Annotated in this window: 12 protein-coding genes; all 12 read left to right on the top strand. The window is 57.0% G+C overall.

Going from position 1 to position 14,564, the window contains the following annotated elements:
• Positions 1-12: 12 nt before the first annotated feature.
• Positions 13-1,290 carry an FAD-binding oxidoreductase gene (locus tag IAE30_RS13810; protein ID WP_200680171.1) on the top strand — a complete coding sequence of 426 codons (1,278 nt, stop codon included), beginning with the start codon at positions 13-15 and terminating at the stop codon, positions 1,288-1,290.
• A 228-nt stretch (positions 1,291-1,518) separates the two neighbouring features.
• Entirely contained in the window at positions 1,519-3,123 is a 1,605-nt protein-coding gene (locus tag IAE30_RS13805; protein ID WP_200680170.1) for an ABC transporter substrate-binding protein, read from the top strand.
• 27 nt (positions 3,124-3,150) lie between these two features.
• Entirely contained in the window at positions 3,151-4,104 is a 954-nt protein-coding gene (locus tag IAE30_RS13800; protein ID WP_200680169.1) for an ABC transporter permease, read from the top strand.
• Entirely contained in the window at positions 4,104-4,955 is an 852-nt protein-coding gene (locus IAE30_RS13795) for an ABC transporter permease (RefSeq protein ID WP_038646210.1), read from the top strand. Before IAE30_RS13800 ends, IAE30_RS13795 begins: the two co-directional genes overlap by 1 nt.
• A complete protein-coding gene (locus IAE30_RS13790) occupies positions 4,952-6,616 on the top strand; it encodes an ABC transporter ATP-binding protein (protein ID WP_200680168.1) in 1,665 nt (554 codons plus the stop codon). Before IAE30_RS13795 ends, IAE30_RS13790 begins: the two co-directional genes overlap by 4 nt.
• Before the next feature lie 111 nt (positions 6,617-6,727).
• Positions 6,728-7,573: a GNAT family N-acetyltransferase gene (locus IAE30_RS13785; protein ID WP_200680167.1), complete on the top strand. Its 846-nt coding sequence runs from the start codon at positions 6,728-6,730 to the stop codon at positions 7,571-7,573.
• Positions 7,573-8,499 carry a glyoxylate/hydroxypyruvate reductase A gene (locus IAE30_RS13780; protein WP_200680165.1) on the top strand — a complete coding sequence of 309 codons (927 nt, stop codon included), beginning with the start codon at positions 7,573-7,575 and terminating at the stop codon, positions 8,497-8,499. Before IAE30_RS13785 ends, IAE30_RS13780 begins: the two co-directional genes overlap by 1 nt.
• 7 nt (positions 8,500-8,506) lie before the next feature.
• Positions 8,507-9,640: a M20 aminoacylase family protein gene (locus IAE30_RS13775; RefSeq protein ID WP_200680264.1), complete on the top strand. Its 1,134-nt coding sequence runs from the start codon at positions 8,507-8,509 to the stop codon at positions 9,638-9,640.
• A gap of 115 nt (positions 9,641-9,755) precedes the next feature.
• The gene (gene gabT / locus IAE30_RS13770; protein ID WP_200680164.1) at positions 9,756-11,072 is read left to right on the top strand and encodes a 4-aminobutyrate--2-oxoglutarate transaminase; all 1,317 of its coding nucleotides are present in this window, start codon (positions 9,756-9,758) and stop codon (positions 11,070-11,072) included.
• 142 nt (positions 11,073-11,214) lie between these two features.
• Entirely contained in the window at positions 11,215-11,727 is a 513-nt protein-coding gene (locus IAE30_RS13765) for an Lrp/AsnC family transcriptional regulator (protein WP_038646223.1), read from the top strand.
• Between the two features lie 322 nt (positions 11,728-12,049).
• The gene (locus tag IAE30_RS13760; protein WP_200537951.1) at positions 12,050-12,496 is read left to right on the top strand and encodes a GNAT family N-acetyltransferase; all 447 of its coding nucleotides are present in this window, start codon (positions 12,050-12,052) and stop codon (positions 12,494-12,496) included.
• Between the two features lie 18 nt (positions 12,497-12,514).
• Positions 12,515-14,563 (top strand): hydantoinase/oxoprolinase family protein, encoded by a 2,049-nt coding sequence (locus IAE30_RS13755; protein WP_200680163.1) that lies wholly within the window; start codon positions 12,515-12,517, stop codon positions 14,561-14,563.
• Position 14,564 lies beyond the last annotated feature (1 nt).

Genomic DNA, 14,564 nt, shown 5'->3' with positions numbered 1-14,564 from the left:
CCGGAGGCGGCGATGAAACTCGAATCATTCTGGCAAGCCACCGCACCGGAATTTACCGGCGCAGCGAGCGGCGCACTGCCGACGGTTGCGGATGTGGTGGTGATTGGCGGCGGATTTACCGGCATCTCAACCGCGCTGAATCTCGCACGACAGGGTATCAACGTGGTGGTGCTGGAAAGTGGCAACGTGATGAGTCAGGCCTCCGCGCGTAACGGTGGGCACTGCAATACCGGCGTGTCGCAAAACTTTGCTTCGTTGGTGGCCAGCCAGGGGATCGAACAAGCCAGTCGCTTCTACCGTGCTTTTGACGACGCCGTGAGTTATGTCCAGCAACTGGTGCGGGAAGAGCAGATTGATTGTGATTTTCGCCTGTGCGGCAAGCTCAAGCTCGCCAGCAAAGCGTCGCATTTCCCCGGGCTACGCAGCGCATGGCAACTGATGCGTGACACCGTTGACCCGGAAATCGAGTTGATCAGTAAAGATGAGATTCGCCGTGAAGTGGGCAGCGATGCCTTTCACGGTGGCTTACTGCAAAAACGTGGTGGCCAGATGCATATGGGCAAGTTCGGCATGGGTCTCGCCAATGCGGCGGCCCGCGCGGGAGCGAAGATCTTTCCGCATCACGCGGTGACCGGCTTGACGCGTCTGGATGGCTACCGTCATCGCGTCACCACCGCCAGGGGCGAGATCATCGCGGAAAAAGTCATGATGGCCACCGGCGTATCGAATGAAGGGCCATTCCCGTGGTTCCAGCGCCGCATCGTGCCGGTAGGCAGCTTTATCGTGGTGACTGAACCGCTGGGTGATGCGCTGATTGAACAAGTGCTGCCCAAAGATCGCACCTACGTCACCTCGCTGAACATCGGCAACTACTTCCGTACCACTGCCGATCGTCGCCTGGTGTTTGGGGGGCGCGCACGTTTTGCCGTCAGCAATCCGACCTCGGATACGCGCAGCGGCGAAGTGTTGCGCGCCGCGATGAACGCGCTGTTCCCGCAGCTGGGCAAATCGCGCATCGATTACTGCTGGGGCGGCATGGTGGATATGACGTCCGATCGCCTGCCGCATGCGGGTGAGCACGATGGCGTGTTCTATTCACTGGGTTACAGCGGCCATGGCACACAGATGTCGGTGTGGATGGGGCGGGTGATGGCGGATTTACTGGCAGAAAAACGTAACGAAAACCCCTGGCAGCGCGATGCATGGCCTGCGCTGCCAGGTTACCACGGGAAACCCTGGTTTTTGCCTCTCGCGGGGCTGTATTACAAGGCTAAGGATCGGCTCTCCTGATAGTTAGTCTGGTGCGCATCAATGTGCACTCTACGATGGGATTCTTCAGGTCGCTACTGATGCGCGCCGGGGGGACTCTCTCGAGGGGGCGCATAAATGCACATCCTAAGGTGTCATTGATTTGGCATTCATGCGGGCGCTATCCGGTCTGGTCGGGGCCACATTGATGGCGATGTGATTGACGCTCGATTATCAAAACAAACAACTTTTCATATTGAGGGTGTGCAGATGAGTAAATTCGATAAAGAGTCTGACGCTGTAAATCCGGCCCTGACACGTATGCTGACTGAGGGATCTCTGTCACGTCGTGGCCTGATGAAGTTGTTGTCTGCTGGTGCAGTGATGAGCAGTGGCTTGATAGGTTTTCCGCAGATGAGCTTTGCGGCTGAAACCCCGGTGAAAGGCGGCAAGATGCGTGCAGCCATGTCCAACGCCTCCGCTACCGATACACTCGATCCTGCTAAAGGCAATAACAGCGGTGACTACACCCGCCAGTTTATGGTTTACAGCGGCCTGACCGAACTCGACCAAAAGTTGGCGATTCAACCGGGGCTGGCGGAATCCGTGGAGTCTTCGGATGGTGTCACCTGGCACATTAAATTGCGCAAAGGGGTCACGTTCCACGACGGTAAAGCCCTCACCGCGAAAGACGTCATTTTCTCACTCAGCCGCCACAAAAATCCCGCCGTGGCTTCCAATGCTTTTAAGCTGGCCGATCAGTTCAAAACCTTCACGGCGGTGAACGATAACGAAGTCACACTGGAGCTGAGCAGCGCCAACTTTGATGTGCCTTATATGCTCGCCAGTGCCCCGTTCCTGATTGTGCAGGATGGCACCAAAGACTTCAGCAAAGGCATTGGCACGGGTCCGTTCAAATTGAAAGAGTTCACGCCGGGCGTACGCTCTGTTGGCGTGAAGAACCCGAACTACTACAAGCCCGGCCTGCCACATCTCGACGAAATCGAACTGCTGGGCGTCACCGACCAGGCGGCACGCGTCAATGCGCTAATGTCGGGTGACTTGCATATCGTATCGACCCTGAGCGCAGCCGACAGTAATCGTTTGAAAGCCACGCAAGACTTCGCGGTGCTGGAAAGTAAGGCGGGCATGTACACCAACCTGATCATCCGCACCGACATGAAGCCGGGTAGCAGTGAAGATTTCGTGCTGGCGATGAAGTATCTACAGCCGCGAGAAATTGTGCTGAAAACCGTGTTACAGGGTTATGGCGATATCAGTAACGATACACCCGTGCCGCCGTGGCATCCGCTGTTTAACGCCGATCTCAAACCGCGTCCACTGGATGCCGAAAAAGCCAAATTCCACATCGAAAAAGCCGGCATGAAAGGGGCAACGGTGGAGATCATCACCACTCCCAACATAGAAGGTGCGGTGGAAGGGGGCCAGTTAATCCAGCAAGTGGCACGTAACACCGGGCTGAACGTTAAGGTACGTCGCGTGCCGTATGACGGCTACTGGTCAACGCACTGGACCAAAGATCCGGTGGGCTATGGCTCGATCAACCCGCGTCCAACGCTGGATATGCTGTTTTCTCAGTTCTATATGTCGAGCGCGGCCAACAATGAATCTGGCTGGAAGAACGATCAGTTTGACCAGTTGGTCGTTGCCGCACGCGGTGAGCGCGATCAGGGCAAGCGCAAACAGATGTATGGCGATATGCAGAAGCTGATCTACGACCACTGCGGCACCATCATCCCCACCTTTATCAGTACCCTCGACGGGTACAGTAAAAAAGTGGGCGGCGTCGAAGCCTGGCCAAGCGGCATGATGATGGGTTACCGCTTCCATGAGTTCGCCTGGCTGAAAGCCTAATTCGTCATCCGTCAGAGGAGAACGCCGATGAATCGATACATGTTGTTTCTGATTGCCCGGCGCGCAGGTGCGGGCATCCTGACCTTGCTTATCGTCTCGGCGGTGGTGTTTTTTATCACCAGCCTGCTGCCTGGCGACGCCGCGCAGATGATCCTGGGGCAAAACGCCACGCCGGAAACGGTGGCGGCGTTACGCCAGCAGCTGGGTCTGGATCAGCCATTGTTGATGCGTTACTTCAGCTGGCTCGGCGGAATGCTGCACGGTGATTTTGGTACCTCGTTTGCCAGCCATCTGCCGGTGACGCAACTGGTGGGACAGCGTATTCCTGCCACGCTGGAACTGGCGGGCATCACCACGTTAATCTGCGTCCCGCTGGCGCTGGTGATCGGCATCCTGGCCGCCATGAATCGCGGTTCAGCACTGGATCGCTTTCTGGTGATCGCCACCATGGCGACGGTGGCGGTACCGGAGTTTCTGGTGGCCACCGTAGCGGTGTTGATCTTCGCGGTCAAACTGCATTGGGTCTCGGCGATGTCGTTTGGCAGCCCCGACATGGATCTCGTCAGTTATCTGAAAGCCTATGCACTGCCGGTGCTGACGTTGTGCTGCGTATTAGTGGCGCAGATGGCACGGATGACGCGTTCGGCGATCATTAATCAGCTCGACAGCCCATATCTTGAGATGGCGTTGCTGAAAGGGGTCTCGCCGCTGCGTGCCGTGTTGCGTCATGCGCTGCCGAATGCGGTGGGACCGATTGCCAACGCCATTTCGCTCAGCCTGTCTTACCTGTTTGGTGGGGTGATCATTATTGAGTCGATCTTCAGCTACCCCGGTCTCGCCAGTGCGCTGGTGGATGCCGTGAGTAACCGCGATCTGCCGGTGGTGCAGCTGTGCGTGATGATGTTCGCCGCCTGTTATCTGGTGCTGCTGCTGATTGCTGACATCCTGACTATCGCCTTTAACCCAAAATGGAGGAGCTGATGAATAGCTTGCTGCTTCCTGTACGAATTTTTCAGTCGCTGTCGATCTCCGGTCGCATTGGCCTGGCGATCTCTCTGTTTTGGGTACTGATGGCGCTGTTCGGCAATCAACTGGCGCCGCATAGCGTAGAGGATATCGGTGGTGGCCCGATGCTAGGAGGGATGACCGCTAACAACCTGCTGGGCACCGATTATCTCGGTCGCGACATCCTCAGCCGCATTTTATACGGTGCGAAATTCTCCATCGGTCTGGCGTTGACCGCTGCGCTGGGTGCCAGTTTAATCGGCACCTTGCTGGCGCTGTTGGCCGCCGTTGCCGGACGCTGGCTCGAGGAGTTGTTGGGCCGCATTAACGATGCCATGTTGGTGCTGCCAGGCAAAGTGCTGTCGCTGATGATTGTGGCCGTGTTTGGTTCGTCGCTGCCGATGCTGATTCTGACTGCTGTCTTCACTTACTGGCCCGGTGCGTTCCGTATCGCGTTCGCCATGGCCAGCAGTTTGCGCAATATGGATTACGTCCGTGCTTCACGACTGCGTGGCGAAAGCCGCTGGTATGTGGCCATCCATGACATTCTGCCGAATATGGTGCATCCGATGCTTACCGATTTTGGCCTGCGTTTTGTCTATATCGTGCTGTTACTCAGCGGCTTGAGCTTCCTGGGCTTAGGCGTGCAACCACCTTATGCTGATTGGGGCACGCTGGTACGTGAAAATCTGCAGGGCCTGTTTAACGGCTCACCTGCGGTATTGATGCCGGCAGTGGCGATTGCCAGCTTAACCATCGGCGCAAACCTGTTTATTGACAGCCTGCAGCAGATGCGTCCGCTGACGCTGGCGAAGGAGGGATCATGAACGTGACACCCCATACAGCCATGCCCGTGATCTCCGTTGAAAACCTGCGTGTCACCGCCGAGACGGATAAGGGCGAAGAGATCGATCTGGTTTCAGATATCCGTTTTACCGTACAAAAAGGCGAAGTGCTGGCGCTGATCGGCGAATCCGGTTCGGGTAAAACCACCATCGCCATGGCGCTGATGGGCTATGCGCGCCACGGCTGTCGCATCGCCGAGGGCAACATTCATCTGGCGGGCACCGACGTGCGTAGTCTGTCGCCCGGCCAGCTGCGCGAATTTCGCGGCAACAAAGTGGCCTACATCGCCCAAAGTGCGGCTGCTTCCTTCAACCCAGGGATGCGTATTCTCGATCAGGTTATCGAGCCGGTGGTGATCCATGGCACCATGAAACGCAAAGCCGCCAAAGAGAAGGCGATCACGCTGTTTCGCGAGCTGGCATTGCCGAATCCTGACACCATTGGCGACCGTTTCCCGCATCAGGTCTCAGGCGGACAGCTGCAACGTCTGATGACGGCCATGGCACTGATTGGCAATCCGGATGTGGTGATCCTCGACGAGCCGACCACGGCACTGGATGTCACTACTCAGGTTGAAGTACTGAAAGCGTTTCGCCGTGTGGTGGCACAGCGCGGTGTGACCGCGATTTACGTCAGTCACGATCTGGCGGTGGTGGCGCAGATGGCGGATCGCATTCTGGTGCTGCTGCGCGGGAAAATGGCGGAATATGGCACCACTGAGCGGTTGATTGGTGCGCCGCAGGCCGAATATACCCAACTATTAATGGATGCTGCACGCCAGAAAGAGCGAGAAAGCAGCTGGACCTGCGCAGAGGCTGATGTGCAGCCGCTGATGGAAGTGCGCGATCTCAGTGCCGGATATGGCCCGCGTGATAGTGAGGGCAAACCGAAAACGCTGATTCTGGAAGATATCAATCTCAAGCTGTGGAAAGGGCAAGCAATAGGCATTATCGGCGAGTCGGGTTCGGGTAAAACCACGTTGGCACATGCGATTGCCGGCCTGAATGCCCCGAGTCACGGTCATATTCTGTTTAATGGTCACTACATCAATGGCGACATGCATAAACGCCCGGATAACGAACTGCGGCGGATCCAGTATGTGTTCCAGATGGCGGATACCGCGCTGAACCCGGCACACAGCGTGGAACGTATTCTGACTCGGCCGCTCGTGCTGTTCCACGGTCTGAAAGGGGCCGATCTTGAGCGTCGTCTGCATCAGTTATTCGACCTGGTCAAACTACCGCGTTCAGTGTTGTGGCGCCGCCCATGGGCGCTGTCCGGTGGGCAGAAGCAGCGTGTGAATCTGGCGCGAGCCCTTGCGGCGGAGCCGGATCTGATTCTATGCGATGAAGTGACATCGGCATTAGATACGGTGGTCGCCGCCGCCGTACTGGATCTGATCAGCGAACTGCGTCGTGAGTTGGGGCTGTCGGTGCTGTTTATCAGTCATGATATGCATGCGGTCCGCGCCGTTTGCGATGATATCGTGGTGATGAAATCAGGCCGTATCGTCACGCAAATTTCCCGCGCTGATTATGATAAGCCGACCAGTGAGCTGTACTTCGAGCGTCTTAAACGGGCGGTGCCGGAGCTGCGACAGGGTTGGCTGGATGAGCACGAAGAAGTGCTTAAAGCAGAATAAACATCACGGCATTCGTAGCGATGCGATAAATCACATCTCAATGGCGAAACCGCTCGCGCAGCAGATTGCGCCGCTACGTCGCGGGGGCGTTTTACAAGATAGGAGCAACAGATGATCACATTACGCGCCATGACGCAGGACGATATTGAACACGGCTATGCCATCACCCAACAGCTCAAGTGGCCGCATCGTCGTGAAGACTGGCAGCAGGCGTTGGCATTGGGTGAAGGCGTGGTCGCTGAAGAACAGGGCAAATTTGTCGGCAGCGCCTTTGGCTGGCGTTGGGGTGAACACGCCGCCACCATTGGTCTGGTGGTGGTGAATCCCAACAGTCAGGGACGCGGCATTGGCAAGCAACTGATGCTGGCCGTGATGGAAAAATTTCCGGATGCCGTGATTCGTTTACATGCGACGGAAATGGGGCAGGGGCTGTATGAGAAGCTCGGCTTTAAGGTGACGGGCAGCATCCAGCAGCACCAGACACGTGAGCTGGCAGCGGTGCCTGCGGTGAGTATCCCCACCGGTCTGACGCTGCGTAATGCCGAGGCGAATGACGTCGATCTACTCACCGAATTAGACCATCAGGCTCACGGTATGTGGCGTCCACAGTTGATGCAAACGCTGATCGCTGACCATCAAACGGTTTTGCTGCAGGACGCGCAGCAGCGGGTGCAAGGGTTTGCCAGCCTGCGACGCTTTGGTCACGGCTGGGCGATTGGCCCGGTGATTGCCCGCAATATCGAGGTGGCACAGGCATTAATTGCCGCGCTGATGCAGGGTTTGCGCGGCGAGTTCGTACGCATCGATACCGATGCGGTTTTACCGCTGGCGAGCTGGCTGGAAACTCTGGGATTGGTCAAGGTTGATGCGCCCACCACCATGTATCTGGGAACGCCGTGGTCACCGCAAGCCGGTGAGATGCAGGCGTTTGGGTTGATGACCCAGGCGATGGCCTGATGCATATCGTTTATAAATCGGAAGCCACGCGTGGAGCCCACTGGCAGCGCTGGCTGGCTGAACATGCACCGGATGTGCAGATGCATATCTGGCCGGATGTAGGTGACGCAGAACAGGTTGAACTGCTGGTGGCCTGGCAACCGCCGGAAGATGTCATGGCAACGTTCCCTAATCTCAAAGCGCTACTGTCGGTGGGCGCGGGGGCCGATCAGTTTGATCTCAGCCAACTGCCGCCCCATTTGCCGGTGGTGCGCATGATCGAACCCGGCCTGACGCAAGGCATGGTGGAGTACGTCACCTTTGCCGTGCTGGGGTTGCATCGTGATATGCCGCGCTATTTCCAACAGCAGCGCGCAGCAACGTGGCAAACGCACCCGATTCGTACCGCCCATCAGCGGCGGGTGGGTGTCATGGGCTTAGGCGAACTCGGCCAGGCATCTTTGCAGCAGCTGGTGTCATTAGGTTTTGACTGTGCTGGCTGGAGCCGGACACCGCGTGAACTCGAGGGCGTGCGCTGCTGGCATGGCGCCGAGCAACTGGCTGAGTTTCTGGCACACAGCGACATTCTGGTGTGTTTGCTGCCGTTGACTGACAGCACGCGCGGTTTGCTCAACGCTGAACTGTTTGCGCAGTTACCTGCCGGAGCCGCACTGGTACAGGTGGGGCGTGGCCCGCAGTTAAATCATGACGATCTGCTCACGGCGCTGGCCAGCGGACAATTGAGCGTAGCCGTGCTGGATGTGACCGATCCCGAACCTTTACCGCCGGAACACCCTTTCTGGCAGCATCCTGCCATCTGGCTCACGCCGCATATTGCCAGCCAGACGCAAACCGATAGCGCAGTGGCGGCGCTGCTCGACAACCTGCGCCGCTACCAACGCGGCGAACCGATGGTCGGGCTTATCGATCGCAAACGGGGATACTGAGATGGAACTGGAACAATTAGTCGCTCTGCGACGGGATCTGCACGCCCATCCCGAGCTGGGGTATCAGGAAACACGTACCAGCGACATTGTGGCGCAGGTGCTGCAAGAACATGGAGTTGAAGTGCACCGTGGCATGGGAAAAACCGGTGTTGTGGGCGTGCTGAAGCGTGGCAACGGCACGCGCATCATTGGCCTGCGCGCTGATATGGATGCGCTGCCGATGCAGGATAACGGCACCCAGGCATGGAAAAGTGTGCATGCCAATGTCTGCCACGCCTGCGGTCACGATGGCCATACGGTGATGCTATTAGGTGCGGCTATCCAACTGGCGCAACAAAGTGATTTTGACGGCACGCTGGTGTTTATCTTTCAGCCTGCAGAAGAGGGACTCGCCGGCGCGAAAGCGATGATCGATGACGGTTTGTTCCAGCGATTTCCTTGCGATGCGGTATTTGCCCTGCATAACTGGCCCGAACTGCCGCTGGGCGACGTGCAGACGCGACCGGGCGCCATTATGGCGGCGGCGGATCGCTTTGATATCACGGTAAAAGGTGGCGGCGGTCATGCCGCACAGCCGCACCTGACGCGCGACACGCTGCTGGCGACCAGCGAGTTGGTGGTGCAACTCAATACGCTGGTGGCGCGTGCACTTGATCCCTGCGAGCCGGGATTGCTCACGGTGACGCGCATGCAGGGCGGTTTCTCCCACAACATGATTCCAGCGGAAGCCAGTATCACCGGCACAGTGCGTACATTCAGCCCAGCGGCGCAGGACATCATTGAAAGTCGTTTGCGTGAAATGGCGCAACATGTCACGGCGGCGCACGGCCTGCAGGCAGAGGTGAGCTATTTGCGCTATTACCCGGCCACGGTCAATCATGCGGGGGCTGCACAAGTGGCGCTGGAGGCTTTGCGCGAGGCGGGCATCCCTGCGGAACAAGCCAGGCAACCGGCACTGACGTCAGAAGATTTTGCCTTTATGTTGCAGGCAAAACCGGGCGCCTATCTGTGGATCGGGTCGGCACCCAGCCAGCCCTTACACCATTCCTCTTACGACTTTAACGACGCACTGATCCCGCACGGTATTCAGACTTTGACGGCCATCGCCCGCCACGCGCTGCGTGCAGAATTTCCCTGCTGATTGGCAGAAGATTTTGAAACGAAATGCCGCTGCTTTGCTGATTACGGCAGCGTGAGAAACCAACGGGTTGCGATACTTGAGCCAACCGAACGTTACGTGGATGAGGATTTTGAAAATGCAGAATGTCATGGCGGAGCAGCAAGCGTATAGCGATAACGGCCTGTTACTGGATGCACGTGAGCAGAATGTGCCACGTGGTGTGGTCACCGCGCATCCGTTGGTGATTGAACGGGCAAAGGGCAGTGAAGTGTGGGATGTCGAGGGCAATCGCTATCTCGATTTTGTCGGCGGGATTGGGGTACTCAACGTGGGTCATAATCATCCGGCTGTGGTGAATGCGGTGACAAAACAGCTTGGGCTGGTGTCACACGCCTGTTTCCAGGTTGTTGCCTATCCGGGTTATATCGAACTGGCGCAGCGCCTGAATGCGCTGGTGGGTAAAGGTGAAGATTTCAAAAGCGTGTTCTTCACCAGCGGCGCGGAGGCGGTAGAAAATGCGGTGAAAATTGCCCGTGCGCACACCAATCGCAGCGGCATTATCGCGTTTGACGGTGCCTTCCATGGCCGTACCTTACTGGGCTGCACCCTGACGGGGATGAGCCAGCCGTATAAACAGAACTTCGGCCCGTTCGCCTCAGAAGTGTATCGCCTGCCTTATCCTAATGCCTTCCATGGCGTCAGTGATGATGACTGCCTGCAAGCGCTGGAACAGTTGTTCGCTGTGCAGATCCTGCCGGAGCGGGTGGCGGCAATCATCATCGAGCCTGTTCAGGGGGACGGTGGCTTCCTGCCAGCGGGTGCGAACTTTATGCAAGCGCTGCGTCGCATTACCAAAAAACACGGCATCGTGCTGATTCTCGATGAAGTGCAGACCGGATTTGGTCGTACCGGTACGCTGTTTGCCTTCGAGCAACTGGGCATTACGCCGGATCTGGTGACAGTGGCGAAGAGTCTGGGTGGCGGTCTGCCGATTTCCGGCGTAGTCGGCAAAGCGGCCATCATGGATGCGCCATTACCTGGCGGTCTTGGCGGCACCTATGGCGGTAACGCTTTGGGCTGTGCGGCGGCGCTGGCGGTGCTGGACCTGCTGGAAAACGACAATCTGCTGGCGCGCAGCAACCAGCTGGGTGAACAGCTCAATGCGCGTCTGCAACAGCTGGCGGAGAAGTATGCCTGTATTGGCGAAGTGCGCGGTGTGGGCTTTATGCAGGCGGTGGAGATCATCGACTTCGAAACCAAACGCCCTGACGCAGCGATGACGCAGAAAATCCTCGACTGCGCCTGCCAGGAAGGTCTGTTGCTGATCAAATGCGGCCTGCATCGCAACGTGGTGCGCTTCCTCGCGCCACTGGTGACCACAGATTCTCAGTTGGAAGAAGCGTTACATATCTTTGATATTGCGCTGGCCCGCGCCAGTGGTCGCCTGGGATAAATCCGGCTTCCTCATTGATATCTCTGGAATTATTGACTCGACCAATGAATGACGTGACGTGCGGAAGTCGCTAGCGCCGTCACGTCAAAGCGTGATATACCATCGTATCAGCCTGCGCGATTGGTCAACAATGAGGGGTGCTATGAACGGCTTAATGAAACTCGACCGCATCGACATCAACATCCTGGTGCAACTACAAAAAGATGGCCGTATCAGCAACGTCAATCTCGCCGATGCCGTTGGACTTTCGCCCAGCCCCTGTTTGCAAAGGGTGAAGCGCCTGGAGCAGGCTGGATTTATTACCGGATATGAAGCCCACATCAATCTGACCAAAATTACCGATTCCGTCACCGTGTTTACTGAAGTGACGCTCTCGGGCCATCGCCGCGAAGATTTTATGAAATTTGAAAATGCGGTACGCGATGTGGATGAGCTGATGGAGTGCCACTTGATTACCGGCGGCTACGACTATTTGCTGCGCTTTATTACCCGCAGCATTGAGCACTACCAGGAAGTGATTGAGAAGATGCTGGATGCGCAAATCGGCATCGATAAGTACTTCAGCTATATTGTGATCAAATCGCCGATAATGAAAAGTAGTGTTCCACTGCGATCGCTGATTGCTAAACATAACTCAGTTGATTTTAGTGTCTGATGTCCCCTCATGAGACCTTCTCCCGTTGTGGGAGGAGGGATCCACTAAGCTTCTGCATTGAAGATACGGGAACATGATTCTCCCCACCCTCAGATCTCATTTTTCGTTTCAGCTAACCCAGCTATTGTCATGTTGCCCGCCGCATCGATTGGCGCGGTTGCTCGCGGGTGGGAGAGAACGGTAATAGGCGCTTTGACCCCGCAGCATAAAATTTCTTCTCTGCCGTAAATTCCCTTTATCTTTACTGTTCAGGTCGTGGCTTCACGCGCGCCCGGTGCCTGCATATTAGTACACTCAATTTAACGCTTTACAAGGAGTTGCCATGACCGCTCTAACCCTTGCCGATCATCAATGGCAGCGCGACGACTTCACCATCTCTACCGAACGTCAGCGGCTTGATATGGATTACATCCACCAGCAATTGACAGAGAAGTCTTACTGGGCCAGCGCGCAGTCACGCGCGAAAACCGAGCGCGCATTTGCCGGCTCGTTACCGTTCGGTGTTTACCATCTTCAGCAACAGATTGGCTTCGCGCGGTTGGTCACGGATTACACCCGATTTGGCTGGCTGTGCGATGTGATGATTGATGAAAACTGGCGGGGGCATGGCCTGGGCAGCTGGCTGGCAACCTGTGTGCGTGCGCACCCGGAACTGGCCACGGTGCACCGCTGGATGCTTTCAACCAATGATGCCCATCAGCTGTATCAGCGCCTTGGCTGGCGCGTGGTGCAGGACCCACAAAAACTGATGGAATTTCCTCTCTCCTGATAACGGAGCTTGCTCACCATGGGTTACCGCGTTGGCGTTGATATTGGCGGATCCTTTACGGATTTTGCCGTGCTGAATGAACAAACTCACCAGATCCATACCTTAAAAGTTCTGTCGCGGCCGGATCAGCCCGGCAGCGAAATCCTCACCGGGTTGTCGCAGTTGCAGCAGCGTGACGGTATTGAACCCCAGCATATTGACTACTTTACCCACGGCACCACCGTGGGCATCAACGCGGTGATCCAGCGACGTGGCGTGCGGCTGGCGCTGTTTGCCACCGAGGGATTTTGCGATGTGCTGGAGCTGGCGCGTCTTAAAATCCCCCATATCCACGATCTCTTCTCGCGACGTCCGGCACCGTTGATTACCCGCGACCGGGTGTATGCCATCAAAGAACGCACTGACCGCCATGGCAACGTATTGCAGCAGGTGGATCGCCAGAGCGTGCTGGAAGCGATTGAGCAAGCGCGGGCAGCGGGTTGCAAGGGGATTGTGGTGTCGCTCCTGCACAGTTATCGCAATCGCCAGAACGAAGCGGCGGTAAAAGCGATCATCGAGGACGTGGCGCCTGAACTACTTACCTCTTGCTCTGCCGACATCTGGCCGATTATTCGTGAATATGAACGGACCATCACCGCCACTATCAATGCTTACGTGCAGCCGATGGTGATTCATTACCTCGAATCGTTTGAACAGGCGTTACACACCATGGGCGTTAAGCCACCACCGCGTATCACTAAGTCCAACGGCGGCGTGATGGGTGTGGAGCAGGCAAAAAGTGAATGCGTGCAGATGGTGTTGTCAGGTACGGCTTCGGGGGTAATCGGTGCCAGTTTCCTCGCCAGCGCCTGCGGTTTCGACAAAATTCTCAGTCTGGATATCGGGGGTACCAGTGCGGACGTGGCGGTGATTGTCAATGGGCAAGTCGCGCAGGGCAATGGTGAAATCATCGGTGATTTCCCCATTTATATTCCGTCGGTGGCCGTTACGTCGGTGGGACAGGGGGGCGGATCGCTGGCGTGGATCGATAACCAGGGGGTACTGCAAATGGGTCCAGACAGCGCCGGATCGCTACCGGGACCGGTGTGTTTCCAGCGCGGAGGGACGCAGCCAACAGCGACCGATGCTTTTGCAGCCTGTGGGATGATCGGTCATGGCGATCTGGGCTACAACGCGGTGAAAGTCGATGTCGCCGCCGCGCGTGCCGCCTGGCAGCCGCTGGCGGAGCAACTGGGCATTACGGTGGAAGAGACGGCGGAAACGGCTATCGAACTGGCGATCTCCAGTATGTACGGTGACACCAGCGGATTGCTGTCGCGTTTTGGGTTGGATCCGCGTGAGTTCTGGTTCCTCGCCTTTGGTGGCGCGGGTCCGATGATGGGGTGTTTCCTCGCCCGCGAACTCAATATGAAAGGGGTGATCGTGCCACCTACGCCGGGGGTACTGTCTGCGCTGGGAGGGCTGGTGGCGGACATCCGCAATGATTTTATCCGCACGCTCTACAGCGATCTGGACGCCAATCTGGCGGATAGGCTGGCAACGGAAGCGGAAGCCCTGAGCCAACGTGCGCGTGGCTGGCTGCGCGAGCAACACGGCGCGGACATGCCGTTCACTTTGCATTACAGCGCCGATATGCGCTATCGCGGCCAATCCTTTGAGATAGAAATCGCATTGCAACCGGAGTGGCTGGTGCAGGCCAATGTAGCGGCCTTACATGAGGCCTTTGACCGCCAGCATCAGCAGCTGTTTGGTCACTGTGATGCCGATGCGCCGGTGCAGATTATAAATCTGCGGTTGGTGATTGCGTCTCCCACACCAAAACCCACGCTCAATCTGTTGCCTGCGGCCACTCATGCCGTCGAGGTCGCAAAACAGGTGCATGCCTGGATTGACGGTGCGTCGCATCCGGTCGATGTGGTGTTGCGTGCCACTCTGCGTGCCGGACACCATCTCAACGGACCGGTGATCATCGCACAGGATGACTGCACCACCTGCGTTCCACCGTTCATGCAGGTGGATGTCGATAGTTTTGGCAACTTGCTGATTACGCCTCTGGAGGCAAACTAAC

Origin of the sequence: Pantoea sp. S61, from assembly GCF_016625145.1 — a bacterium.
In the GTDB taxonomy this organism is placed as follows: Bacteria; Pseudomonadota; Gammaproteobacteria; order Enterobacterales; family Enterobacteriaceae; genus Pantoea; species Pantoea rwandensis_B.
The sequence above is the reverse complement of the archived record's forward strand: the minus strand, read 5'-3'. Positions and strand labels throughout refer to the sequence as shown.

Excerpts from the sequence above, each read along its gene's own strand:
- IAE30_RS13795 (WP_038646210.1), top strand. The coding sequence starts at position 4,104 with ATGAATAGCTTGCTGCTTCCTGTACGAATTTTTCAGTCGCTGTCGATC.
- IAE30_RS13755 (WP_200680163.1), top strand. The coding sequence starts at position 12,515 with ATGGGTTACCGCGTTGGCGTTGATATTGGCGGATCCTTTACGGATTTT.
- gabT (WP_200680164.1), top strand. The coding sequence starts at position 9,756 with ATGCAGAATGTCATGGCGGAGCAGCAAGCGTATAGCGATAACGGCCTG.
- IAE30_RS13800 (WP_200680169.1), top strand. The coding sequence starts at position 3,151 with ATGAATCGATACATGTTGTTTCTGATTGCCCGGCGCGCAGGTGCGGGC.
- IAE30_RS13765 (WP_038646223.1), top strand. The coding sequence starts at position 11,215 with ATGAACGGCTTAATGAAACTCGACCGCATCGACATCAACATCCTGGTG.
- IAE30_RS13810 (WP_200680171.1), top strand. The coding sequence starts at position 13 with ATGAAACTCGAATCATTCTGGCAAGCCACCGCACCGGAATTTACCGGC.
- IAE30_RS13780 (WP_200680165.1), top strand. The coding sequence starts at position 7,573 with ATGCATATCGTTTATAAATCGGAAGCCACGCGTGGAGCCCACTGGCAG.
- IAE30_RS13790 (WP_200680168.1), top strand. The coding sequence starts at position 4,952 with ATGAACGTGACACCCCATACAGCCATGCCCGTGATCTCCGTTGAAAAC.
- IAE30_RS13805 (WP_200680170.1), top strand. The coding sequence starts at position 1,519 with ATGAGTAAATTCGATAAAGAGTCTGACGCTGTAAATCCGGCCCTGACA.
- IAE30_RS13760 (WP_200537951.1), top strand. The coding sequence starts at position 12,050 with ATGACCGCTCTAACCCTTGCCGATCATCAATGGCAGCGCGACGACTTC.
- IAE30_RS13785 (WP_200680167.1), top strand. The coding sequence starts at position 6,728 with ATGATCACATTACGCGCCATGACGCAGGACGATATTGAACACGGCTAT.